At 61.4% G+C, this 22,075-nt stretch carries 25 protein-coding genes, 1 tRNA gene and 1 pseudogene; 19 read left to right on the top strand and 8 right to left on the bottom strand.

Annotation, left to right across the window (positions count from 1 at the left end):
- Positions 1-96 precede the first annotated feature (96 nt).
- The 5 genes from tolB to CCX87_RS10605 all read left to right on the top strand — a co-directional run bounded on the left by tolB (position 97) and on the right by CCX87_RS10605 (position 3,727).
- Positions 97-1,416, top strand: coding sequence for a Tol-Pal system beta propeller repeat protein TolB (gene tolB, locus CCX87_RS10625; protein WP_087746148.1), 1,320 nt, complete (start codon positions 97-99; stop codon positions 1,414-1,416).
- A 41-nt stretch (positions 1,417-1,457) separates the two neighbouring features.
- Complete coding sequence (gene pal / locus CCX87_RS10620; protein WP_087746146.1) at positions 1,458-1,997, top strand: peptidoglycan-associated lipoprotein Pal; 540 nt, start codon at positions 1,458-1,460, stop codon at positions 1,995-1,997.
- On the top strand, positions 1,997-2,779 hold the full coding sequence (gene ybgF, locus CCX87_RS10615; RefSeq protein ID WP_087746144.1) for a tol-pal system protein YbgF: 783 nt from the start codon (positions 1,997-1,999) through the stop codon (positions 2,777-2,779). The genes pal and ybgF overlap by 1 nt, the downstream gene beginning before the upstream one ends.
- Positions 2,776-3,609: a tRNA threonylcarbamoyladenosine dehydratase gene (locus CCX87_RS10610; protein WP_087746142.1), complete on the top strand. Its 834-nt coding sequence runs from the start codon at positions 2,776-2,778 to the stop codon at positions 3,607-3,609. Before ybgF ends, CCX87_RS10610 begins: the two co-directional genes overlap by 4 nt.
- A gap of 42 nt (positions 3,610-3,651) precedes the next feature.
- Positions 3,652-3,727: transfer RNA gene (locus CCX87_RS10605), tRNA-Lys, on the top strand.
- A 153-nt stretch (positions 3,728-3,880) separates the two neighbouring features.
- Here CCX87_RS10605 and CCX87_RS20840 read toward each other — a convergent pair.
- From CCX87_RS20840 to CCX87_RS10590, 4 genes are all read right to left on the bottom strand, one after another.
- Positions 3,881-4,231: a hypothetical protein gene (locus CCX87_RS20840; protein ID WP_157667122.1), complete on the bottom strand. Its 351-nt coding sequence runs from the start codon at positions 4,229-4,231 to the stop codon at positions 3,881-3,883.
- 61 nt (positions 4,232-4,292) lie between these two features.
- A complete protein-coding gene (locus tag CCX87_RS10600) occupies positions 4,293-5,015 on the bottom strand; it encodes an alpha/beta hydrolase (RefSeq protein ID WP_087746140.1) in 723 nt (240 codons plus the stop codon).
- A 239-nt stretch (positions 5,016-5,254) separates the two neighbouring features.
- Positions 5,255-6,271 carry a dienelactone hydrolase family protein gene (locus tag CCX87_RS10595; RefSeq protein WP_232476381.1) on the bottom strand — a complete coding sequence of 339 codons (1,017 nt, stop codon included), beginning with the start codon at positions 6,269-6,271 and terminating at the stop codon, positions 5,255-5,257.
- Entirely contained in the window at positions 6,268-7,320 is a 1,053-nt protein-coding gene (locus CCX87_RS10590) for a dienelactone hydrolase family protein (protein WP_087746138.1), read from the bottom strand. The genes CCX87_RS10595 and CCX87_RS10590 overlap by 4 nt, the downstream gene beginning before the upstream one ends.
- Before the next feature lie 89 nt (positions 7,321-7,409).
- Between CCX87_RS10590 and CCX87_RS10585 the strand changes: the two genes are divergently transcribed.
- Positions 7,410-7,781 carry a helix-turn-helix domain-containing protein gene (locus CCX87_RS10585; protein WP_087746136.1) on the top strand — a complete coding sequence of 124 codons (372 nt, stop codon included), beginning with the start codon at positions 7,410-7,412 and terminating at the stop codon, positions 7,779-7,781.
- Here the strand turns inward: CCX87_RS10585 and CCX87_RS10580 are convergent.
- From CCX87_RS10580 to CCX87_RS21325, 3 genes are all read right to left on the bottom strand, one after another.
- Positions 7,778-8,380, bottom strand: a complete 603-nt coding sequence (locus CCX87_RS10580; RefSeq protein WP_232476380.1) for a hypothetical protein — start codon at positions 8,378-8,380, stop codon at positions 7,778-7,780. The genes CCX87_RS10585 and CCX87_RS10580 overlap by 4 nt on opposite strands.
- Positions 8,381-8,772: 392 nt before the next feature.
- Positions 8,773-9,276, bottom strand: a complete 504-nt coding sequence (locus CCX87_RS20835) for a hypothetical protein (protein ID WP_143218357.1) — start codon at positions 9,274-9,276, stop codon at positions 8,773-8,775.
- A gap of 325 nt (positions 9,277-9,601) precedes the next feature.
- A complete protein-coding gene (locus tag CCX87_RS21325; RefSeq protein WP_143218356.1) occupies positions 9,602-9,820 on the bottom strand; it encodes a hypothetical protein in 219 nt (72 codons plus the stop codon).
- On the opposite strand from CCX87_RS21325, the gene CCX87_RS20825 reads away from it, so the two are divergent.
- The 8 genes and pseudogenes from CCX87_RS20825 (at position 9,819) to CCX87_RS10540 (ending at position 16,372) form a co-directional block, all read left to right on the top strand.
- Complete coding sequence (locus CCX87_RS20825) at positions 9,819-10,196, top strand: hypothetical protein (protein WP_143218355.1); 378 nt, start codon at positions 9,819-9,821, stop codon at positions 10,194-10,196. The genes CCX87_RS21325 and CCX87_RS20825 overlap by 2 nt on opposite strands.
- An 85-nt stretch (positions 10,197-10,281) precedes the next feature.
- Complete coding sequence (locus CCX87_RS10570; RefSeq protein ID WP_087746132.1) at positions 10,282-11,328, top strand: methionine ABC transporter ATP-binding protein; 1,047 nt, start codon at positions 10,282-10,284, stop codon at positions 11,326-11,328.
- A 3-nt stretch (positions 11,329-11,331) separates the two neighbouring features.
- The gene (locus tag CCX87_RS10565; RefSeq protein WP_087746130.1) at positions 11,332-11,997 is read left to right on the top strand and encodes a methionine ABC transporter permease; all 666 of its coding nucleotides are present in this window, start codon (positions 11,332-11,334) and stop codon (positions 11,995-11,997) included.
- Positions 11,998-12,253: 256 nt separating this feature from the next.
- Positions 12,254-13,339 (top strand): DUF6817 domain-containing protein, encoded by a 1,086-nt coding sequence (locus CCX87_RS10560; protein ID WP_087746128.1) that lies wholly within the window; start codon positions 12,254-12,256, stop codon positions 13,337-13,339.
- A 230-nt stretch (positions 13,340-13,569) separates the two neighbouring features.
- Positions 13,570-13,779: a host attachment protein gene (locus CCX87_RS10555; RefSeq protein WP_232476379.1), complete on the top strand. Its 210-nt coding sequence runs from the start codon at positions 13,570-13,572 to the stop codon at positions 13,777-13,779.
- Between the two features lie 31 nt (positions 13,780-13,810).
- Positions 13,811-14,571, top strand: a pseudogene (locus CCX87_RS10550) (alcohol dehydrogenase catalytic domain-containing protein).
- 274 nt (positions 14,572-14,845) lie between these two features.
- A complete protein-coding gene (locus CCX87_RS10545; RefSeq protein ID WP_369825269.1) occupies positions 14,846-15,643 on the top strand; it encodes a MetQ/NlpA family ABC transporter substrate-binding protein in 798 nt (265 codons plus the stop codon).
- 180 nt (positions 15,644-15,823) lie between these two features.
- A complete protein-coding gene (locus CCX87_RS10540) occupies positions 15,824-16,372 on the top strand; it encodes an NADPH-dependent FMN reductase (RefSeq protein ID WP_087746124.1) in 549 nt (182 codons plus the stop codon).
- A 149-nt stretch (positions 16,373-16,521) separates the two neighbouring features.
- On the opposite strand, the gene CCX87_RS10535 is transcribed toward CCX87_RS10540, so the two are convergent.
- On the bottom strand, positions 16,522-17,163 hold the full coding sequence (locus CCX87_RS10535; protein WP_087748291.1) for an FMN-dependent NADH-azoreductase: 642 nt from the start codon (positions 17,161-17,163) through the stop codon (positions 16,522-16,524).
- Between the two features lie 123 nt (positions 17,164-17,286).
- Here CCX87_RS10535 and CCX87_RS10530 point away from each other — a divergent pair, with 123 nt between their 5' ends.
- The 5 genes from CCX87_RS10530 (at position 17,287) to cysW (ending at position 22,073) form a co-directional block, all read left to right on the top strand.
- On the top strand, positions 17,287-18,234 hold the full coding sequence (locus CCX87_RS10530; protein WP_087746122.1) for a LysR family transcriptional regulator: 948 nt from the start codon (positions 17,287-17,289) through the stop codon (positions 18,232-18,234).
- Between the two features lie 100 nt (positions 18,235-18,334).
- Positions 18,335-18,919 carry an RBBP9/YdeN family alpha/beta hydrolase gene (locus tag CCX87_RS10525; RefSeq protein ID WP_087746120.1) on the top strand — a complete coding sequence of 195 codons (585 nt, stop codon included), beginning with the start codon at positions 18,335-18,337 and terminating at the stop codon, positions 18,917-18,919.
- Between the two features lie 221 nt (positions 18,920-19,140).
- Entirely contained in the window at positions 19,141-20,145 is a 1,005-nt protein-coding gene (locus tag CCX87_RS10520) for a sulfate ABC transporter substrate-binding protein (protein ID WP_087746118.1), read from the top strand.
- 165 nt (positions 20,146-20,310) lie between these two features.
- Entirely contained in the window at positions 20,311-21,162 is an 852-nt protein-coding gene (gene cysT / locus CCX87_RS10515) for a sulfate ABC transporter permease subunit CysT (RefSeq protein ID WP_087746116.1), read from the top strand.
- Positions 21,159-22,073 (top strand): sulfate ABC transporter permease subunit CysW, encoded by a 915-nt coding sequence (gene cysW, locus CCX87_RS10510; RefSeq protein WP_087746114.1) that lies wholly within the window; start codon positions 21,159-21,161, stop codon positions 22,071-22,073. The genes cysT and cysW overlap by 4 nt, the downstream gene beginning before the upstream one ends.
- The last annotated feature ends 2 nt before the right edge of the window (positions 22,074-22,075 follow it).

The raw sequence follows: 22,075 nt of genomic DNA, 5'->3' as shown, positions 1-22,075 counted from the left end.
TGCGTGCCCATTGCACAGTTTGTCACAGGGGTGCACGGATGGTGTGTAACATTCACGCCTGTCCACCGGCTTTCGCTCGGTTTCCGCTGGCTGCCAATGACCACTGATCGAACTCCTACCACCCTCCTTGCTGCGGCCCTGCCGCAACCCCTGCGCCGCAGCTTGCTGGCCGCGCTGATCTCCACCCCCGCACTGCCCGCCCTGGCGCAATTTCGCGTCGAGGTCACGGGCGTTGGGCTGACCCAGTTGCCCATCGCCATTGCCCCCTTTCGCGGCGAGGCGCAGTCCCCCCAGAAAATCGCCGCCATCGTTCAGGCCGACCTGGAGCGCAGCGGGCAATTTCGCGCTGTGGATGCATCGGGCTCTGCGCTCGATGAAACCTCGCGCCCCGATGTGGCGCTGTGGCGGCAAAAAAGCGCTGATTCGCTTGCTACTGGAAGCGTGACGCGTCTGGCCGATGGGCGCTTTGATGTGCGCTTTCGTCTGTGGGATGTGGTGCGCGGGCAAGACCTGGGTGGCCAGAGTTTTGTGGTGACCCAAGGCGATCTGCGCCTGGTGGCGCACCGCATTGCCGACTTCATCTACGAAAAACTGACCGGCGAGCGCGGTGTTTTCTCGACGCGCATTGTGTATGTCACCAAGACGGGCACGCGCTACAGCCTTTGGGTGGCAGATGCCGATGGCGAAAACGCGCAGTCTGCCTTGTCCAGCCCCGAGCCCATCATTTCACCGGCCTGGTCGCCCAATGGCGGGCAGATTGCCTATGTGTCGTTCGAGTCGCGCAAGCCCGTGGTGTATGTGCACGACGTGGCAACGGGGCGGCGCCGGCTCATCGCCAATTTCCGTGGCTCCAACAGCGCGCCCGCATGGGCGCCGGATGGCCGCACGCTGGCCGTGACCCTGAGCCGGGACGGGGCCTCGCAGCTCTACACCATTGACGCCAACGGTGGCGAGCCGCGCCGATTGATGCAAAGTGCGGGCATCGACACCGAGCCGGTGTATTCCAGCGACGGCCGCAGCATTTATTTTGTGAGTGACCGCGGCGGCGCCCCCCAGGTCTACAAGGTGCCTGCCACTGGCGGCAACGCCGAGCGCGTCACCTTCACGGGCACCTACAACATCTCGCCCAGCATTAGTCCGGATGGTCGCTGGTTGGCCTACATCTCGCGCGTCAGCGGGGCGTTCAAGCTGCATGTGATGGATCTGTCATCGGGAGCGGTTTCGGCCATTACCGACACCAGCGCCGATGAAAACCCCAGCTTCGCCCCGAACAGCCGCTTGATCGTTTATGCAACGCAGCAGCAAGGCCGCGAAGCCCTCATGACCACGACCCTGGACGGGAAAATCAAGGCGCGCCTTGCTGGGCAGGGCGGCGATATTCGCGAGCCCGATTGGGGTCCGTTTCAGAAACAGTGAACCTTCACATATTTTTTATACCCAGCCCAGGAGAATTTTGGATGATCAAACGCATTTCCCTCGCCATCACCGTTGCTGCCCTCATGGCGGGGTGCAGTTCGGGCGTCAAGCTGGACGACGTTCCGGTGGAAGACAAATCGGCAATCCCCACCACAGGCGCCAATGGCGGAGCCAATTCCGGCAATGCCGGGCAGAGCGGTGTGGCCGGTGTCAATCTGGGGCAATCCGGACGTGACGCGGCCGGCCCGGTCGGTGTCAGCCGTCTGGTCTATTTTGATTACGACAGCTATGTCATCAAGCCAGAATTCCAGTCGCTGATCGAAGCCCATGCCCGCTTCATCAAGTCCAGCGGCAACCGCAAGGTCATGGTGGAAGGTCACACCGACGAGCGTGGTGGCCGCGAGTACAACCTGGCCCTGGGCCAAAAGCGGGCCGAAGCCGTTCGTCGCTCGCTTGGCTTGCTGGGTGTTTCTGACGCCCAGGTGGAAGCCGTGAGCTTCGGCAAGGAGAAGCCGGCAGCCCAGGGTGGCAGTGAAGATGTGCACGCGCAAAACCGCCGTGCTGAACTGTCCTACCGTTGATGCGCACAACAACGCTTCCCACGCCCGCCAGGGCGCTGCTGGCGCTGGTTCTGTCGGGCGCCTTTGTTTCCACCGGCCACGCTGCGCTGTTTGAGGACGATGAGGCACGGCGTGCCATCCTGGAATTGCGGCAGCGGGCGGACGCGCTGCAGCAGCGGTCTGCGGAGGATATTCGCAAATCGGCTGATGAAAGTTCGCAGCTGAGGCGTGGATTGCTGGACCTGCAGACCCAGATTGAAGCGCTGCGCGTGGAGCAAGCCAAATTGCGCGGACAGAACGAACAGCTGTTGCGTGACGTGGGAGAGCTGCAGCGGCGCCAAAAGGATATCGCGCAAGGTGTCGATGAGCGTTTGCGCCAGTTTGAGCCCGTGAATGTCACGGTGGACGGACTGGAGTTTCAGGCCGATGCGGCCGAGAAACGCGATTTCGAGGCGGCCCTGGCGACTTTCCGGTCAGGCAAATTCGCCGAGGCCAATACGGCGTTTGCCGGGTTTGTTCGGCAATACCCGCGTAGCGGCTATGTGCCGTCGGCGCGCTTCTGGCTGGGCAATGCCCAGTACGCGGCGCGTGAATACAAGGAGGCCATTGGCAACTTCAGGCTGTTGTTGTCAGGCTCACCTGGCCACGCGCGTGCGCCCGAAGCCGCGTTGTCCATCGCCAACTGCCAGATCGAGCTGAAGGAAACCCGCGCGGCCCGAAAGACCTTGGAAGATCTGTTGCGGGCCTATCCGCAATCCGAGGCCGCCGTGGCTGCCAAAGAGCGCTTGTCGCGTCTCAAATGACAGCATTGATCGTGCCCGCAGCTTTCGCTGTGGTCGAGGGCGATGCGGGTTTCGATGCCGATCCGCAGCGCCGTTTTGGCGGCCTGGAGCGCTTGTATGGTGTTGCCGGCGCGCAGCGCATCCGGCAATCCCACGTCGTTGTGACGGGCATTGGCGGCGTGGGGTCCTGGGCGGCCGAGGCCCTGGCCCGCAGCGGCGTCGGGCGCATCACCCTGATCGACCTGGACCATGTTGCCGAGTCCAACATCAATCGGCAAATTCACGCACTGACCACCACTGTCGGCCAGGCCAAGGTGGTGGCAATGCAGGAGCGCATTGGGCTGATCAATCCCCATTGCAAGGTGCTGTGCATTGAGGATTTCGTCACGCCAGAAAATTGGCCCAGCCTGCTGACAGAACCGGTGGATGCAGTGGTTGACGCCTGTGACCAGATCAAGGCCAAGACCGCCATGGCAGCCTGGGCCCGCGACACGGGTACGCTCTTTGTAAGCGTGGGTGCTGCGGGCGGCAAGCGGCATGCGCACAAGATCGATATCGAAGATCTCAGCGCAACAACGCACGACCCCTTGCTGGCTCAGTTGCGCTATCGGCTGCGCAAACACCATCAAGCCCCTCGGGAAGGGCGCAAGATGGGCGTCACCTGCGTGTTCAGCCGAGAGGCCGTGGCTGCGCCCGATGCCTCATGTGCAGTGGAAGGCGACGGCACCTTGAATTGCCACGGTTACGGTTCTGTCGTGGCCGTGACGGCAACCTTTGGGCAGTGTGCCGCTGGTTGGGTGCTCGATAAACTGGCGGCCCACACCAAGAAGCGCGATAAAATCACGCTATAATTCGAGGCTTTGCAGCAGTTAATAAAATTTCTGCTGCAAGTTGGGACGTTAGCTCAGTTGGTAGAGCAGCGGACTTTTAATCCGTTTGTCGTGGGTTCGACCCCCGCACGTCCCACCAATATTTGGTTATGAATCAAGCACTTAGCGCAGAAATGCCTAAGTGCTTTTTTCTTGCCAGAAGCTCATTGCCAGATCGTTGCCAGAATTTGGTTAGATGCAGATGTACTTTGTTGGACAACTGGCAATGAAATCTTGTCGTTCGCCTCGTACATTAGTCGGGCTCGGGCCTCAATTTTGATGGCAGACCAGTCCTTGGCAAGCTCATACACATCCGGCATCCACGCCTCTCTGCTGGAGAGAGCACCAGAACCATCCGGTCGCTGCTGTAGTACCAGCCAGTGCGCGGACCACCCCAGCCAGAAGCCCATGCCGTGCCCGGCAGCGTGGCGTTTTTAGTTCGGATCAGGTAGCCATACCCACCGAACATCCGTCCATGCTTGCGGGCTGCAGAGTCGCGGTCATTGCCGATCTGTGTGGCCATTGCCGCCTTCACAAAGTCGCCGATCTGGCTACCCGCGATGGATGCGTGCGAGCCTGCGAGTAAGGCGGCCATGCCGGTCAAGGCGCGGCGGCGTGTCAACGAATGGGTGATGGACAGGGGGGCTCGTGATGGAATGCCTACTTCAGTTCGTCGGGGCTTTGATCCAGTTGGCCATCAGATCGACCGCCTCGCGCTCCATGCCAATGAAGCCATGCCAATGCAGAGCCTCGCAGACGTTGCCCGTGGGATTCTCGCCGCCGCTGACCATGATCTCCTTCTTGGTCTGCGCGTTCTTCAATCCGCGCAGGATGGCCGGCACCTCGTGCGGTTGACACAAAGTGCAGGCGTCCTTGGCGTGGTGCAGCACCAGCACAGGCACCTTGATTCGCTCCAAATCCTGTTTGGGCACGGCGCCGGGCTTTTTGTAACTGATCACGCTGGAAGTCAGCACCACTCCCGCCATCTCGCCAGGCATGGTGATGGCAGCGGCCGTTACTGAAATTGTGCCCCGGCTGGTGCCAACCATCCAGACCGGCACTTCGGCCTTACGTTTTACGAATTCCAGCACTTTGCGCACGTCGGCCATGTGCGTCTCGCTGATGCGGTCGGCGTAGTCCAGATCCTGAGAATCGCTGGGGCGGCCGAAGATGGCGACGTTGAAACCGCTGGCGATGAAATAGGGCTCGGAGCGAACGAGGAAGTTGAGCCCCATAGCCTTGCCCGCTTCAACCTTGCCGAAACCTCCTGCACCACCAGGGAACAGGAACACCGTGGCTTTGGCATCTGGAGCAGGTTCCCAAAACAGCGTTGTGGTCACGCCATCGCGCGTTGGCACCTTGAACACGGTACCTTCGGCATGGCTCATGAAGGCAAGAGCCCATAGGGCAACGGCAGTGAAAATTCTCTTCATTGAACTCTTCCCAAATCGTTCTTTCGGCAGGCAAACCGACGCCGAAGGTCTATGGTCTGCGTGGCCCAGCCCTTAGTGCTGCCGGTCACCCGGCATGCTAGTCGGACTCTTTGTTAGGGTGTAGAGAACGAGTGTTTTGTTATTGTTGATCTCACACAGAAACAGGATTTCTGAGCTGATTTCTACGGTTGAGACTATTGCACTCTGGGCAGGTGCCGTTCGACAAAGGCAAGAATGTCGCTGCGCATGATTTCCGTGTACTTGTTATTGCGGCAGACCGGAAACTGGTTGTACTTGTTCAGTGCCTTGGAGCAGTCTCCGTCTACCCCTGGCTTGCCGATGCCGCCACTTGGTGAGTCCCACGAGTGAGTCGCACCTTCAAAGTTGGTCCACTTCTCAACGCCTTTGAACACCTTCTCGACATTGCACTGTGACAAAGGCGTTGCTGAGTCATTCGTGCCGGTAAACGCAATCACAGGCGCGACGTAGTTGCCAAGAGGTGGGGCAAACTGCTTGTCAGTGGTGCCGCTTGGGGATCGGCCAAAGATCGACTCCTTGACGTAGCAATTGGGGTACAGCGATGCACCGCCGACCAGCAAGGATTTCACCTCACTGCTGAGGTTGTGATTGCTGAAAGCTCGCAGCACTGTCCAGCCGCCTTGGCTGCCACCGATCACGAAGGTCTTCTTCGGATCAGCGCCTTGGCTTTGCGTAAAACGCGCTGCTGCGATCAGATCGAGCACGCGCATGTTGGCACCGTACTCCGTCCATGCGAGCCAGTTCTCCGACTTTCCACGAGACCAATAGGAATCCAAGATCAGGACGTTGGCCTTGAGTTCTTTGCGCAGCCAGACGGCCATGTCTATGTTGGCAGGGGATACGCCATGTCCACCGTGAACGAGGATGACGGTGGGGCGGTCAAAGACTTTTCCGAGCTGTGGAGACCAACTGGAAATCAGTTTTCCCCTACCATCGTAGGAGGGCACGTTGGCAGCAAATAAATTCATGCCATAAGCCGCCATTGGCCGCTCCAACTCCCAGCCGTTTGGTCGCTCTGGCGCGAACTGCACCGTGATTGCAGGCTGAAACTTTTCGATTGGGATTACATCGTCGCTTGCGTAGCAACTCATCGAAGCCGCGCCGATAGCAATCAAGGCAGCAACACGACAAAAAGCATTTTGTAAACGTGTGGTCATCAGAGAGTTTTTCATTGGACACTTTTCAGAAAATCCAGAACATCTTTCACGGCTTGCTCTCGCGCTTTATCGTTGCTTTCCACAGTAACCCACAATGAGGCTGCGCACTGCTTAACGGCGGCGTCTCGTTCCTCAGGTGTTAGTAGCGGCTTGTTGGTCGCACGATTGAAAGCTGGCCCCCACGATCCAACGTCGCGAGTATTGGAGGGCATGACCACATCAATGGCGCAGTTGGCAAATGTGCCTTCTTTGACTTTTCGCCATGGCTGATTCACTCGATCAAACACATGGTAGGCACCTGGATAGACTTTGTAGGTGATCGGATTGCCATCTGCGGCAAGCAGTTGAGCCTCTTCCACACACGCTGCCGCTGGTGTCATGTCGTCCTTCTCGGCAAGCAAATAGAGCACCGGCGAGGTTATTTTGAGCGTCGGATTTTGATAGCGCTGATTGCAGCCCGGATAAAGCGCAACGCTGGCTGCCCATTTGATGTTTTCAGATTTTGTTATTGGTAAACGGTAATTGGGCCACATGGCGCCGGTGACTGCATTCCCGCCGCGCGACCAACCCATGTGATAGATGCGGGATGCATCAATCTTTGGGTGTGTGCTCAGTAGCTTGAGTGCATATACAGCGTCAGAAATATTAACGGTGGTATTCCACGTAAGTTGCCCGCCGGTGCCAGCAATCTTTGCGCTATTGCGGGGCGTGAAGCTGTCCACCATAAACACCGCGTAGCCAGCTTCATTCAGCGGCTTGGCCCATACATCGTGCATGCCGCTCGTTATGCCGTCACTGCCATGGCTCATGACCATGACCGGAACTTTGCCACTCACGTTTTTAGGCTTCAGCAGATTACCAGTGATGACCTGCTGTGGGCCAAGCTGTCCACGGATCAAGGCCCAGCGATGAGCCGGATTCGATGCCATGAATTCAATGACACCAGTTTGACCACCGCTGAGATCGTCGAGAGGGGTTGCGCCTGCCAAGGATGTAACCATTGATAGTGCGCAGCACGCCAAGGCAAGGCCCCCGCGAGCAGTATTCACATGTTTTGCGTTCATCTCTACCCTCTCTTTTGAAGTTTTGAGTCTCTCACAATGAAGAATTTACTCTGTCGTATTTAAATCTTCATTGAGGCATTTTTGCCTCAATGGAATCCAAGCCAACCACCGCCAAGAAGAAGGTCGCTGCCGACCGTCATCCTCTTGCCGTGGCGTTTGGTGAGTATCTAAAAACCATTCGCAAGGACAGTGACAAGTCCCAGTCCGAATTGGCTTTCGACGCGTCCATGGATCGCACCTACATCTCGCTGTTGGAGCGTGGGCTGTCTGCACCTTCGTTGCTGGTGCTGGACTCGCTGGCCAAGTCCCTTGGCATGACCATGACCGACTTGATGGCGGGCTTCGAGGCGCAACTGCCAAAGGACCTCCGCCGCACGTCTGTGAAGCGCCGAATCAACGAGGCATCGCTGGCAAAGACCGGGGACCGGCCGCAAGGAACTCGCCGGTCGCCGCTGCGCTAACCGTCCGGTGCACCAGCCAGCCAAGCGACGCTCATGGCGTCCACCAGTGTGGGGTCGATGACCACGCCGAACACAAAGCATGCCGATTCATCCATAGCGTGCTGCACCACCCTGAAGACCTCTGCGCAATGGCTCAGTTGAAAGCTCTTGCCGTTTCCGCTGCACACCACCACAGCAGCTCTTACTTTGTCGCGTGGCATCAATGCCAATGCGCTGCGGCATGCATCCAAAACCTTGTCAGCGTCATGATCCGTCACCGTAAAGCTCACGGGTGAGCGACCGCAGAGATTCAGCGCGTCGCGGAAATCTTCCAGGTCGATCTGCAATATGGAGCCTTCTTCCGTTGCCGCCAGCAGCGCTGTCACCGTCTGCTGAACCCTGTCGGCTTGGGTTGATTCCGCAGCCGGTGGCCACGGTGACAACACCATGCCACCGACGATCTTGAGGACCTGGCGCCGCATCAAAGTGCGCTTCACGCTGCCGCCTTCAATTGCAACCGTATGGCTGCCAGCAATCGAACTTCTTCGGCATTCCACTCCGCAGCCTCGTACAACCAATGCACCGGCTTGCGCTTGCCATCTTCCGAGGGCTTGGGCCAAGTCGGTGGGGCTCGCCGCCGTCGCCTTGCACGTGCCGCGAGATCAACGCGGCAGCGCTGAAGCCGGTTTCTTGAAGCAACTCCAAAGCTCCGGGCGTGGCCACGATCTGGCCCAGCGGGAACCGGGCGTTGTTGGAATAGATGATCGTTGGGGTGGTTGGTGCAGGAGCCGCTGCATTGGTTGTGGACGTGGGTGTTGTGGTCATGAAAATCTCCTTGGGTGGGGAACGAAACAAAACGGTGAAAACAAACGGGCGTGCGTAGACCTCCGCAAACAGGTACCGGATAGAAAACGCGGGTGAGAGAAATCAGTGCAGCCGCAGAAAAGCAGCCGCCGAGAGACGAAGCCTCAGCGAGAGGCTGGCAACGAAACTTGCGCCAGGCAGAGCGCTATCAACAGGTCAGTGTCCGAGTCATAGGGCTGCTCGATCCACTCTGCAAATTGGTCGGTAGCAGACAGCCAGCCGCTGAGCAGTGACGGCATCGCACCATCGCTATCGATGCCATCCAGAAAGCCCCAGCCTCGGTTTTGGCCGCTTCCAATTTGGCGTGCTCTTTTTTCTTAGCAGCGACGAGGGCAGGGCGCCCGCCGTCTTGCTTGTGCTCGTGATGCTCAATGGCCAGGGCCTCTGCTGCACGAACGGCTGCAGCGTATGAGTAGCCACGTTCTGTGGGCGTCATGCTCTTCGGCGCGGCGGCTGGATCGTAAACACCGATCTTCACCCGCTCGCTGGCTGAACCCATGCTGTAGCGCCAGTAGAAGACTGCTGCGCCAGCGGCTTGCTTGCGAGCTTGCAGAGCACCTGTCGGCTTGATTTTTGTCAGCGTCGTGAAGACGCTAACCGGCATTTCATTGATGATTTGACCGGGTGTTTTCGTTGCCAGATTCGTTGCCAATTTTGAGCCCGTCTAATTGCCTGTTGCCAGATTATTGCCAGAATTTTTTCTGATGACAATCATCGCCAACGGACTATTTTGGACTATATTCGTATAATAATCAACAACTTACGGATCATTGCCAGTTTTAAGAAATCCAGCAAAATCCACATTTTTCAGACTTTTAATCCGTTTGTCGTGGGTTCGACCCCCGCACGTCCCACCAGATAAGCCCCATGGGCATTGAAAAGCCTGCTACCTAATCAGTAGCAGGCTTTTTTTATGTCTGGGTTGGTGACAGTTTGATGACCACTGTGCTGCTGATGCGCCACGCCATCCTGCGCGTCTACGCCTGGAAGCCAATCAGCTGCCGCCCAAGCCTTGTGATGCTGAGTACGTCTGCCGCAGCCCTTGAAGTTGCTGCCACGGCGGAAATTTTTGCCTCTATGTAGCCACGGGACCATAGCCACTGAACCAGCGCGAGTTGGAAGGGATGGGTTACGCGCACGGCGTTTCTGCTGCGTTCCAGCGCAAGGGCGAGTTGTCTGAGATATGCGATGGGCATGGCCAATCCTTTGATTTCGCAGATTTCACAGTCGCTCCATTACACGCCGTTCCTGTCGGCACCGGGTTACCAGGTGTCGCAAGGTGTCAGCTTGTCAACCCGCCGTAACGGCGGACGACTGATCGGTCATGCCCTGGCAAGTTTTTTTACATTTTGGCAACGCCCTTTCGGTGGTCAGGCGGCAGTCCGACGGACTGGCATCGAAATTTGCGGAGGGGCGGCGTCGGCATTGCGGTCGCTTGTTCTGCGCGGACTGTCGACCCTGACGCGACACAACGGTGCCCGGGATGTGTCTGCGGCCGATGCGGGCCCGCCGCCGCAAGGTTTCTTAATAACCAGATGGTCTTATTACTTTATTTTTCGATATTTTGATTAGTTATGCTTTTTGATTACAGTTCGGGCCTCATTCAACTTCTTGCGCTGCGGCGGCCTTTGGGGCTTCGCGGCGCAATTTCATTTTCATGATCGACTTACGGGGCATCACCCAGATTTATCCGGGCCCACAAGGCCCGGTCGAGGCCCTGCGCGGCATCGACCTGCACATCACGCCGGGCGAAGTGTTTGGCATCATCGGGCGCAGCGGCGCGGGCAAGAGTTCGCTGGTGCGGGTGATCAACCTGCTCAACCGGCCCACCAAGGGCGAGGTGATCGTTGCGGGGCGCGATCTCACGCAGCTCAATGACGCGCAGCTGCGTGCCGCGCGCCGCGATATCGGCATGGTGTTTCAGCACTTCAACCTGCTGTCCTCGCGCACGGTGTTCGACAACGCCGCGCTGCCATTGGAGCTGGCCGGCATGGACAAGGCCGCCATTCGCGAGCGTGTGAACCCGCTGCTGGAGCTGGTGGGCCTGTTGGCGCTGGCCGACCGTTACCCGTCGCAGATTTCGGGCGGACAAAAGCAGCGTGTGGGCATTGCGCGCGCGCTGGCCAGCCGTCCCAAGGTGCTGCTGAGCGACGAGGCCACGTCGGCACTCGACCCTGAAACCACGCGATCCATCCTGGCACTGCTGCGCCAGGTGAACAAGGAACTGGGCCTGACGGTGGTGCTGATCACGCACCAGATGCAGGTCATCAAGCAGGTGGCCGACCGTGTGGCCGTGATCGACGCCGGCCGTATCGTCGAGCAGGGCCCGGTGATCGATGTGTTCACGCGCCCGCAACAGGCCATCACCAAGAGCCTGATCGATGAGATCGTGCCGCAGGAGCTGCCCGCCAGCGTGCTGGACCATGTGCGCCATCTGTCGCGCCAGTTGCAGGGTGGCGGCGTGGGCCAGCTGCTGCGCCTGTCGTACTCGGGCGAGCGGGCTTATCAGCCCATCTTGTCGCGCCTGATTCGCGAGCATGGGCTGGACCTGTCCATCCTGCACGGCCAGATCGACGAGATCCAGGACCAGACCTTTGGCTCGCTGGCCGTGTATGCCAGCGGCGAGGGCGCCCGGCTGCAAACCGCCATTGCGCAGTTGCGCGGTGAAGGCGTAGTGGTGGAAGAAGTGACAACGGAAGGCTGAGCGATGTTCGAGAATTTTTCAGAAATGATGCTGGAGCTGTTTGTCACCTCGCTGTGGGAAACCATCGTGATGGTGGGCATCTCGGGCGTGGTGGGCGGCCTGATCGGCATACCGCTGGGCGTTTTCCTGCGCCTGACCGACCAGGGCGGCGTGCTGGAAAACAGCGCGCTCAACAAGACCGTGGGCTGGATCGTGAACGCCGTGCGTTCCACGCCCTTCATCATCCTGCTGGTGGCCATCATCCCGTTCACACGGCTGATCACGGGCTCGTCCATCGGCACGGCCGCTGCCGTGGTGCCGCTCACGCTGGCCGCTGCGCCCTTCATTGCGCGGCTGGTGGAAACCGCGCTGCGCGAAGTGGACAACGGCCTGGTCGAGGCCGCCCAGTCGATGGGGGCCACCACCAGCCAGATCGTGTGGAAGGTGCTGCTGCCCGAAGCGCTGCCCGGCATCGTGGCGGGCCTGACCATCAGCTTCGTCAGCCTCACCGGCTACTCGGCCATGGCTGGCGCCATTGGCGGCGGCGGCCTGGGCGACCTGGGCATTCGCTATGGCTACCAGCGCTTTTTGCCCGACATCATGCTGGCCGTGGTGGTGGTGCTGATCTTCTTTGTGCAGGCCATCCAGAGCCTGGGCGACTGGGCCGTGCGGCGCTTGAGTCATCGCTGATTGCTATATAGTTAATAGCTGCTTGCGCTTACTGCATAAGCGCTAGAGGCTATTTTTGCTTGAAGCGGGCCTGTCGATTCGACCCGGCCTGTTTTCTGTCCAGATGGTCGGCCGCCTCGCCCGGTGTGGTGCTGGGGCGTGTGCTGTGGGTGCAGATGAAATCGGTCGCTTTGATGGAGTGACCCCGGCACGCCATCCCCTGTAGCCACGATACTGTGTGCTTCATCGATGTGCCTACCGACGGAGACAACACGCCATGACCCTGCCATTTCACACCCTGGACCAGCAACTGTTCACCCGCGCCCAGGCGCTGCTGGACGACGAGTGGATTGCCCACGACGCCGACCTGGCCCCCGTGCTGCCCACTGTGCTGGCGCGCAATGTGGGGCAGGATTGGCACAAGGCGGGCACCTTCCGCCACCACCTGGTGGGCGTGGCGCGCTCGCTCACGCTGTGGCAACAACCGCAGGATGTGCGGCTGCTGGGGCTGCTGCACAGTGTTTACGGCAACGCCTTTGTCGATCTGGTCAAGTTCGACCCGGCCAGCGAGCGAGCCCGCCTGCGCGACCTGGTGGGGGAGCCGGCCGAGCAACTGGTGTATCTGTTTTGCACCCAGTCGCGCACGCAGTTTGTGCAGCGCGTGCTGGGCGGCGGGTTAGAGGCCGACGGCAGCCTGGCGCTCGACAAGGACGGGCAGCGCCATGTGCTCTCGCCCTTTGAAGTGGCGGCCTTTGTCATTGTCAGCATGGCCGACACCATCGAGCAATGGTTCAGCTGGCAGGACGATATTTACTCGTGTTTTCCCAACGTGCACCACCGCCCGCAGGCCGTGCACTGGGCGGCATCGCTGTGGCCGGGGCCCATGCGGCCCACTGGGCGCATGCTGCACCAGATCGCGGGGCTGGGGCAGGCGCTGCAGCACCCGGGCCTGCAGGGGTTGCTGCCGGTGCCACCGGTGTTTGCCGATTGCACCAAACACTTGTCGGTGGCGGCCGAGGCAGCGGCCACGTCGCTGTATTGGTCGGTGATTCAGCAAGACCAGCCGCTGGTAGACCTGGACGTGGCCACCGCCGTGCTGGAGCAGGCCGTGCGCCACAACCCCTGGGTGGGCGAGCCACAGATGGTGCTGGCGCAGCTGTACCTGTCGGCGGGCCGCAGCGACGACGCCAAACAGGCCGCACAGAGTGCGCTGCAGTGCTTCAGCGCCTGGGGCAATGCGTGGGACAAGCGCGTGCAGTGGGACGCCTGGGTGGCCTGGACACGCATCCTGCTGCAGTCCGCCAGCGAGGGCGGCTGGCCCGAACGGCTGGACAAGCTCAACAACGTGGCGCTCAAGGCCTGAGGGTGGCCACTGCCTGTTTGCCTGCCTGCAGACCTTGACTTGAGCGCGGTTTTTTTTGCTTTATGGGGCTCAGGCGCTTTGTGGATAAGCGCCAGCAGCTATTGATGTAATAGCCTTTCCAAGGATTCGCGGCGCGTTTCAACAAGACGCCTTGGCCGGCAGGGACATGCCGGGCTTGTGCCTGCTTGTCCCGGCTTGATCCGCGCGGCAGGAGTGCCGAAGATGAAGCGGTGTTTAACACCGAAGACTGGGGGCTGTCGGTGAGCGCCGGACAGATCGGCAGCCTGGTGGTATTTGCATCCAACCCGTTTTTGGGGCAGTTGCTCGGGCAGCTGGACGAAGCCACCCACAAGCGGGTCTCGGCTAGCCACCCGGTGGACCTGACCAGCCTGCCACTGCATGAGCTGGCCCGGCGCCTGCACGCCGAGTTCGGGCTTTGATGCGGCAGCGGTGTCCGGCAGGAGCTTGCGCATGCGAGCCATGGTTCTGGAGCAACCCGGCCGGCCCCTGCGGCTGACCGAGTTGCCGCAGCCGGTGGCCCATGCGGGGCAGTTGCTGCTGGCGGTGGAGGCCTGCGGCGTGTGCCGCACCGATCTGCACTTGCTCGATGGCGAGTTGCCCGACCCGGTGCTGCCCGTGGCGCCGGGCCATGAAATCGTGGCCCGTGTCGCAGGCCTGGGGCCCGATGTGCACTCATTGGTTACCGCGCGCTGCGCCTGGCCGGCGATCCACGCCGGCTCGGCATCTACGGCTTTGGTGCGGCGGCACACCTCATCACCCAGCTGGCGCGCGCGCAGGGCCGCGAAGTCTTTGCCTTCACACGCCCCGGTGATGGCCCCAGCCAGGAATTTGCCCGCAGCCTGGGCGCGAACTGGGCGGCCGGAACCGACGAGGCCCCGCCGCAGCAGCTGGACGCGGCCCTGATTTTTGCGCCCGCAGGCCCGCTGGTGCCCATCGCCCTGCGGCACCTCGACAAAGGCGGCTGCGTGGTCTGCGCCGGCATCCACATGAGCGACATTCCCGGCTTTCCCTATGCCTGGCTGTGGGGCGAGCGCAGCATCCGCTCCGTGGCCAATCTGACGCGGGGCGACGGCCTTGCATTTTTTGAGGCCATTCGCCAGGCGCCGCTGCGCACCGAAGTCCAGGTGTTCGCGCTGGAGCAGGCGAACGACGCGCTGGAGCAGTTGCGCCAGGGTGCCCTGCAGGGGGCTGCGGTGCTGCGCATGGCTTGAGAGTTCGCTCTGCGCAAGTTCTCGCCCATGGCCGCGCCAGCAGCTTGCCCGCGCCTTCCTGGAGCAGCGCGCGCCGCTCGGTCAGCAACCGTGCTGGCCTGCGATGAACTGGCTGTTGATCGACAGGGGCTGCAGCCGGGCGGCTTTCAGGTGTTGCAAGAACTTGCTGCATGATTTGTTATTCAATTTGCAGCTAAGAAAATAAAGAAACAGTTGTTTGAATTTATAGGGCCAGCCCTAGGATATGGAACATCTCCATATGAAAGGTGTTTCCGTGAACAAGCGCTCTTTGCTGCAATCCGCCCTCGCTCTGGCCCTGGCCGCCGGCTTCACCACGGGCGCGCTGGCGCAGGACAAGCCGCTCAAGATCGGTGTGACGGCTGGCCCGCACGCCCAGATTTTCGAGCAGGTCAAGAAAGTGGCCGAGAAAGACGGCCTGAAGATCCAGGTGATTGAGTTCAGCGACTACGTGCAGCCCAATGCCGCGCTGGCCGCGGGCGACCTTGATGCCAATGCCTACCAGCACCAGCCTTACCTGGATGCCCAGGTGAAAGACCGGGGCTACAAGATCGTGTCGGTGGGCTACACCGTCAACTTCCCCATGGGTCTGTATTCCAAGAAGGTCAAGGGCCTGAACGAGCTCAAGGAAGGCGCGCGCTTTGGCCTGCCCAACGACCCCACCAACGGCGGCCGTGCGCTGCTGCTGCTGCAGGACAAGGGCCTGATCAAGCTCAAGGAGGGTGCCGGCCTCAAGGCCACGCCGCTCGATGTGGTGAGCAACCCCAAGAAGCTGAAGTTTGTTGAACTGGACGCCGCCCAGCTGCCGCGCTCGCTCGATGACCTGGACGCATCGGCCGTCAACACCAATTTCGCCATTTCTGCCGGCCTGAACCCCGTCAAGGACGCCATTGCCCTGGAAAGCGCCAAGAGCCCCTACGTCAACCTGATCGCCGTGCGCGAAGCCGACAAGAGCAAGCCCTGGGTGGCCAAGCTGCTCAAGGCCTACCAGTCGGAAGAAATCCGCAAGTTCATTGCAGTGGAGTTCAAGGGTTCGGTGCTGCCGGGCTTCTGATTTTTGCTACTTAAAAAATAGCTGCTGGCGCTTTACCCATAAGCGCCAGCAGCTTTTTTTATGCGGAACAAGGTTGGGCTGGCGGGCCTTGTCGATGTCGTGGTGGCGCGCTGGCCTTGGCGGCGTTACCATGGCCCGCCGGCGCTGTGCCGGTAGTTTTTTCTCCCCCAGGAGGTTTTCATGAGCCAGTACAACATTGCCGTCATCGTCGGCAGTCTTCGCAAGGATTCATTCAATCGCAAGCTGGCCACGGCGCTGGCCCGGCTGGCGCCGGCAGATTTCAGCTTCACGCAGCTGCGCCTGGATGACCTGCCGCTCTACAACCAGGACGACGATGGCCAGCAGGCGGCCTCGGTGCTGCGGCTCAAGGGGGAGATCAAGGCGGCGCAGGGTCTGCTGTTCGTCACGGCCGAATACAACCGCTCGATTCCGGGCGTGCTCAAGAACGCCATCGACCATGCCTCGCGCCCCTACGGCCAGAGCGCGTGGGCTGGCAAGCCCGCGGGCGTGATCGGGGCGTCGGTGGGGGCGGTCGGCACGGCCCTGGCGCAGCAGCACCTGCGCAATGTGCTGGCCTATCTGGATGTGCCCACGCTGGGCCAGCCCGAGGCCTTCATCCACGCCAAGGACGGCCTGTTTGATGCCGACGGCGGCATCGGCGCGGGCAGCCGCGAATTCCTGCAGGGCTGGGTGAACCAGTACGTGGCCTGGGTCAAGAAACACAACTGACCTATTCGCTATTGAGTTAATAGCTGCTGGCGCTTGTCAGTCGGGCGCTACAGCGGTATTCGGTTCAAAAAATCAAAAAACCCGGCGCAAGGCCGGGCTTCATGAATGGCAAGAAAGCGCTCGGGCGCCTGCGGCGCCCTGAGGCTTCATCACGCTGCCTGCGTTGCCTGGCCCTGGTTGGCGGCTGCCTGGCTGCGGATGGCCTGGGCGGCGCTCTCCAGTGCGGCGGCCTTGGCGGCGTCGCCCATGGCCACGCCTTCAGCGCGCACAAAGCGCACATCGGTCACGCCGAAGAAGCCCAGCACGACCTTCAGGTAGCTCTCCTGGTGTTCCATCGCCTGGCCGCCTTCGCTGGTCGAATACACGCCGCCACGGGTGGAGGCAATGATCACGGTCTTGCCCTTGGCCAGGCCTTCGGGGCCGTTGGCGGTGTACTGGAACGTGCGGCCGGGCTGGGCAATGCGGTCAATCCAGGCCTTGAGCTGCGTGGGAATGCTGAAGTTGTAGAGCGGTGCGCCGATCACCACCACGTCGGCCGCCAGGAACTGGCTGACCAGTTGCTCGGTCACGGCGTTTTCGCGCTTTTGCGCTTCGCTCAGGCCTTCGGTCTGGCCGGTGCGCAGGGCCATGGCGTCCATGGTGAAGTGGGCGGGGGCGCTGGCCACAAGGTCCAGATAGCTCACTTGCGTGCCGGGGTGGCTGGCCTGGTAGGCGGCCACGATCTGTGCGGTGAGCTGACGCGAAACGGAATTGGCACCGGTGATGGCGGAATCGATGTGAAGCAGTTGCATGAGGTTCTCCTTGTATGGGCGGTCACGGTGTGTGGCCATGAGGAGATTGTGCAACTGTTGCGCTGGATTGATAAGTTGGTGATTTTGCGATAGATTGTTCTATCCATAGAACAATGCGACGCCATGCAAGACCTGAACGACATGCTGTACTTTGCCGAGGTGGTGGAGCGCGGCGGCTTTGCGGCAGCGGGGCGCGCCCTGGGCATTCCCAAATCCCGCCTGTCACGGCGTGTTTCCGGGCTGGAGGCCCAGCTGGGCGTGCGTTTGCTGCAGCGCACCACGCGCAAGCTGTCGCTGACCGAAGTGGGCGATGCCTATCTGCGCCACTGCCAGGCCATGCGCGAATCGGCCCAGGCCGCCGCCGACACGGTGGCCCAGGTGCAGACCGAGCCGCGCGGCACCATCCGCGTGAGTTGCCCCGTCACCCTGGCCCAGACGGTGGTGGCCGAGCTGATGCCGCCCTTCCTGGCCAGCCACCCCCAGGTGCGCATCGAGATGCTGGTGAGCAACCGCGCGGTGAATTTGGTGGAGGAGGGCATCGACGTGGCGCTGCGTGTGCGCTCCACGCTGGAGGACAGCGGCAGCATGGTGGTCAAGCGCCTGGACCACACCACGCAGATCCTGGTGGCCAGCCCCGAGCTGCTGGCGCGCCAGGGCGCTCCCCGCACGCTGGAAGACCTGGCCCGCATGGACAGCATTGCCATGTCGGCGCCCGATGGGCGGTCTACCTGGAACCTCATCGGCCCCGGCGGTGCACACCAGACCGTGCAGCACCAGCCGCGCTATGTGGCCGACGATTTGCTCACACTCAAATATGCGGCGGTGGCCGGCACGGGGGTGTGCTGGATGCCCGACTACATGTGCCAGGACGAAATGCGCGAGGGCAAGCTGGTGCGCGTGCTGCCCGACTGGGCACCTGCGCCCGCCATCGTGCATGCGGTGTTTCCATCGCGCCGCGGGCTGTCGCCCGCCGTGCGGAGTTTTCTGGACTATCTGGGCGAAGCCATGCCCGGCCGCAGCAGCGTGACCGCGCGGCAGGCATTGCCGGGGCTGGACGGCGCGGATATCTGAATGCGGGCGGCGCTGGGTTGTTTTTTAGATGTTTTGGTGATTAAGTCACAACAATATATTCGTTTGGGTTTTAAGGCCTGGCTCGCAGAATGCCAACGCTGTGAGCACCACTTCCATCATCATCGTTCCGGGCTGGCGCGACTCTGGCCCCGGCCACTGGCAGAGCCTGTGGGCCGAGCGTTTGCCGCACGCCCGCCGCGTGGTGCAGGACGACTGGATCACGCCCACGCGGCTGGCCTGGGTCGGGCAGCTTGAAAAGACCGTGCTGGCCGCGCCGCACCCTGTGGTCATTGTGGCGCACAGCCTGGGCTGCATTGCCACCACCCACATGGGCCCGGAAGCCGCGGCCCGCGTGTGCGGCGCGCTGCTGGTGGCCCCGGCCGACCCCGAGCGCCGCGCCATCCTGAACGACTTTGCGCCCGTGCCCTGTGCCGCGCTGCCCTACCGCAGCATCGTGGTGGCCAGCAGCAACGACCCGTATTGCCCCATCCGCCTGGCGGGTGCCTACGCCCGGGCCTGGGGCAGCGAGTTTGTGCGCATGCAGAACGCCGGGCACATCAACATCGACTCAGGCCATGGCGAATGGCCGCTGGGCTGGGCGTTGCTGCAATCCCTGGACGGCGAGGCGGGTGCCCGTCTGGCGCAGCCCACACTTCGCCCGTACGCATCGCCTGCGGCTGCATGATTGCTCCTTTATACATAGCTTGAAGCGCTTTGTTCATAAGCGTTTGCGCCATTTTTTCCTTCATAATCTCTGGACACCCGAAGGGCGTGGAGGCCATCCGGCCCCGGTAGGGATGTCTCTATATTCCAAATGCCGATTAATTAACAAGAATATATTCTTTTGAGTTTTAAACGGCGCTCTGCACAATGTTGTCATTTCCCGCTTTTTAGGATGGCACCACCATGAACTCCCTGAAACTCAAGTCCCTTCTGGCCGCTGTTGCCCTGGTCGCCAGCGGCGCCTCCATGGCGCAACAGACCTTGCTGAACGTTTCGTACGACGTGGCCCGCGAGTTCTACAAGGACTACAACGCCGCCTTTGTTGCCCATTACAAGAAGACCACCGGCCAGGACGTGAAGATCGACCAGTCGCACGCCGGCTCCAGCGCCCAGGCGCGCGCCGTGAACGACGGCCTGGCCGCCGATGTGGTGACCATGAACACGACCACCGACGTGCAATTCCTGGCCGACAACGGTGTGGTCGCCAAGGACTGGGCAAAGAAGTTCCCGCACGACGCATCGCCCACCACCTCGACCATGCTGTTCCTGGTGCGCAATGGCAACCCCAAAAACATCAAGGACTGGGACGACCTCATCAAGCCCGGTGTGCAGGTGATCGTGGTCAACCCCAAGACCGGCGGCAACGGCCGTTATGCCTACCTGGCCGCCTGGGGCGCCGTGCGTGAAAAGGGCGGCACTGAAGCGCAGGCCGCCGAATTTGTCGGCAAGCTCTACAAGAATGTGCCCGTGCTTGCCAAGGGCGGACGTGACGCTACCGCTACCTTCCTGCAGCGCAACCAGGGCGATGTGCTGATCACCTTTGAATCCGAAGTGGTCTCCATCGACCGCGAGTTCGGCGCGGGCAAGGTTGATGCGATCTACCCCTCGGTGAGCGTGGTGGCCGAGAACCCCGTGGCCGTGGTCGAGCGCGTCGTGGCCAAGAAGGGAACGGCCCAGCTGGCCAAGGCCTACCTGGACTACCTGTATTCGGATGAAGCCCAGGAGATCGCCGCCAAGCACGCCATCCGCCCCCGCTCGGAGGCCGTGCTCAAGAAGTACGCCGCCACCTTCAAGCCGCTCAAGCAGTTCACCGTGGCCAAGTATTTCGGCTCGCTGACCGAAGCGCAGAAGGTGCACTTCAACGACGGCGGCCAGTTCGACAAACTCTACACGCCTGGCGCCAAGTAAGAGTGAACATCCCCCTGAGTCGCTGCGCGCCTTCCCCCTTCTCTCGAATTGCTGCGCAATTCGGGAAGGGAGACGCCGCCAGCGCGGCGGGGCGGCCCTTGCGCGGCGGCCCTCGCTTGGGGCGCGCCAGTTTTCATCGGCAGTGTGCAATAGACAAACCCCCTTATGAATGACAACGGAGGCACTCGCAAGCGTGCCAAACGCGTGCTGCCCGGCTTTGGCCTCACGCTGGGCTACACGCTCTTTTATCTGAGCATCATCGTGCTGATCCCGTTGTCGGCACTGATCTTTAAGACCTTCACCCTCACCTGGGACCAGTTCTGGGCGGCCGTCAGCGCGCCGCGCGTGATGGCCTCGTACCGGCTGACCTTTGGCGCCTCGTTTCTGGCGGCGCTGGTCAACCTGGTGTTTGGCCTGCTGATTGCCTGGGTGCTGGTGCGCTACAAGTTTCCGGGCAAGAAGCTGGTGGATGCGCTGGTGGACCTGCCATTTGCGCTGCCCACCGCCGTCGCGGGCATCTCGCTCACGGCGCTGCTGGCCGGCAACGGCTGGATCGGCAGCATTCTGGAGCCCCTGGGCATCCAGCTGGCGTTCAAGCCTGCGGGCATCGTGATTGCGCTGATCTTCATCGGCCTGCCGTTTGTGGTGCGCACCGTGCAACCGGTGCTGGAGGACGCTGAAAAAGAGCTGGAAGAAGCCGCCACCTGCCTGGGTGCCACGCGCTTTCAAACCTTCACCAAGGTCATCCTGCCCTCCATTACCCCGGCGTTGCTCACCGGCTTTGCCATGGCCTTTGCGCGGGCTGTGGGTGAATACGGCTCGGTGATCTTCATCGCGGGCAACATGCCCATGGTGTCTGAAATCACGCCCCTCATCATCATCGGCAAGCTGGAGCAGTACGACTATGCAGGCGCCACGGCTGTGGCGGTGGTGATGCTCGTGATCTCGTTCATCCTGCTGCTTGTCATCAACGCACTACAGGCATGGCAGCGACGCCACGCGGGGGCTTCGGCATGAGCGGCAACAACTCCCGAACCATTCGCCGTGCGCAAGCGGGCACCACCGAAGCGCCCTGGGTGCGCTACACGCTGATCGCCGTCGCCTTGGCCTTCATGCTGCTGTTCCTGGTGCTGCCGCTGGCCGCCGTGTTTGCCGAGGCGCTGCGCAAGGGCTTTGGCGCCTACCTCGAAGGTCTGCGCGAGCCCGATGCCTGGTCGGCCATCAAGCTCACGCTGATCACCGCTGTCATCGCTGTGCCGCTGAACCTGGTGTTCGGCGTGGCGGCCGCCTGGTGCATCGCCAAGTACGAGTTTCGGGGCAAGGCGTTTCTGACCACGCTGGTGGATCTGCCGTTCTCGGTGTCGCCCGTGGTGGCGGGCCTGGTCTATGTGCTGATGTTCGGCGCGCAGGGCTGGTTTGGCCCCTGGCTGCAGGCGCATGACATCAAGATCATCTTTGCCGTGCCGGGCATCGTGCTGGCCACCGTGTTCGTGACTTTTCCGTTCATTGCCCGCGAGCTGATCCCGCTGATGCAGGCGCAGGGCAACGACGAGGAGCAGGCCGCCATCGTGCTGGGTGCCAGCGGCTGGCAAACCTTCTGGTATGTGACCTTGCCCAACATCAAGTGGGGCCTGTTGTATGGCGTAATTTTGTGCAACGCGCGCGCCATGGGCGAGTTTGGCGCGGTGTCGGTGGTGTCGGGCCACATCCGGGGGCAGACCAACACCATTCCGCTGCACGTCGAAATTCTCTACAACGAATACCAGTCGGTGGCCGCGTTTGCTGCCGCATCGCTGCTGGCCTTGTTGGCCCTGGTCACGCTGGTCATCAAGACCATTGCCGAACACCGCAACGAGCAGGCCCTGAAAGCCGCCGCTGAATTGCCGCCAGAGCGGCCCGCGCCAGCTGCCGCAACCGCAGCGCGCTGAAG

It is taken from the genome of Acidovorax sp. T1 (genome assembly GCF_002176815.1).
Taxonomy (GTDB): domain Bacteria; phylum Pseudomonadota; class Gammaproteobacteria; order Burkholderiales; family Burkholderiaceae_C; genus Acidovorax.
The sequence above is the reverse complement of the archived record's forward strand: the minus strand, read 5'-3'. Positions and strand labels throughout refer to the sequence as shown.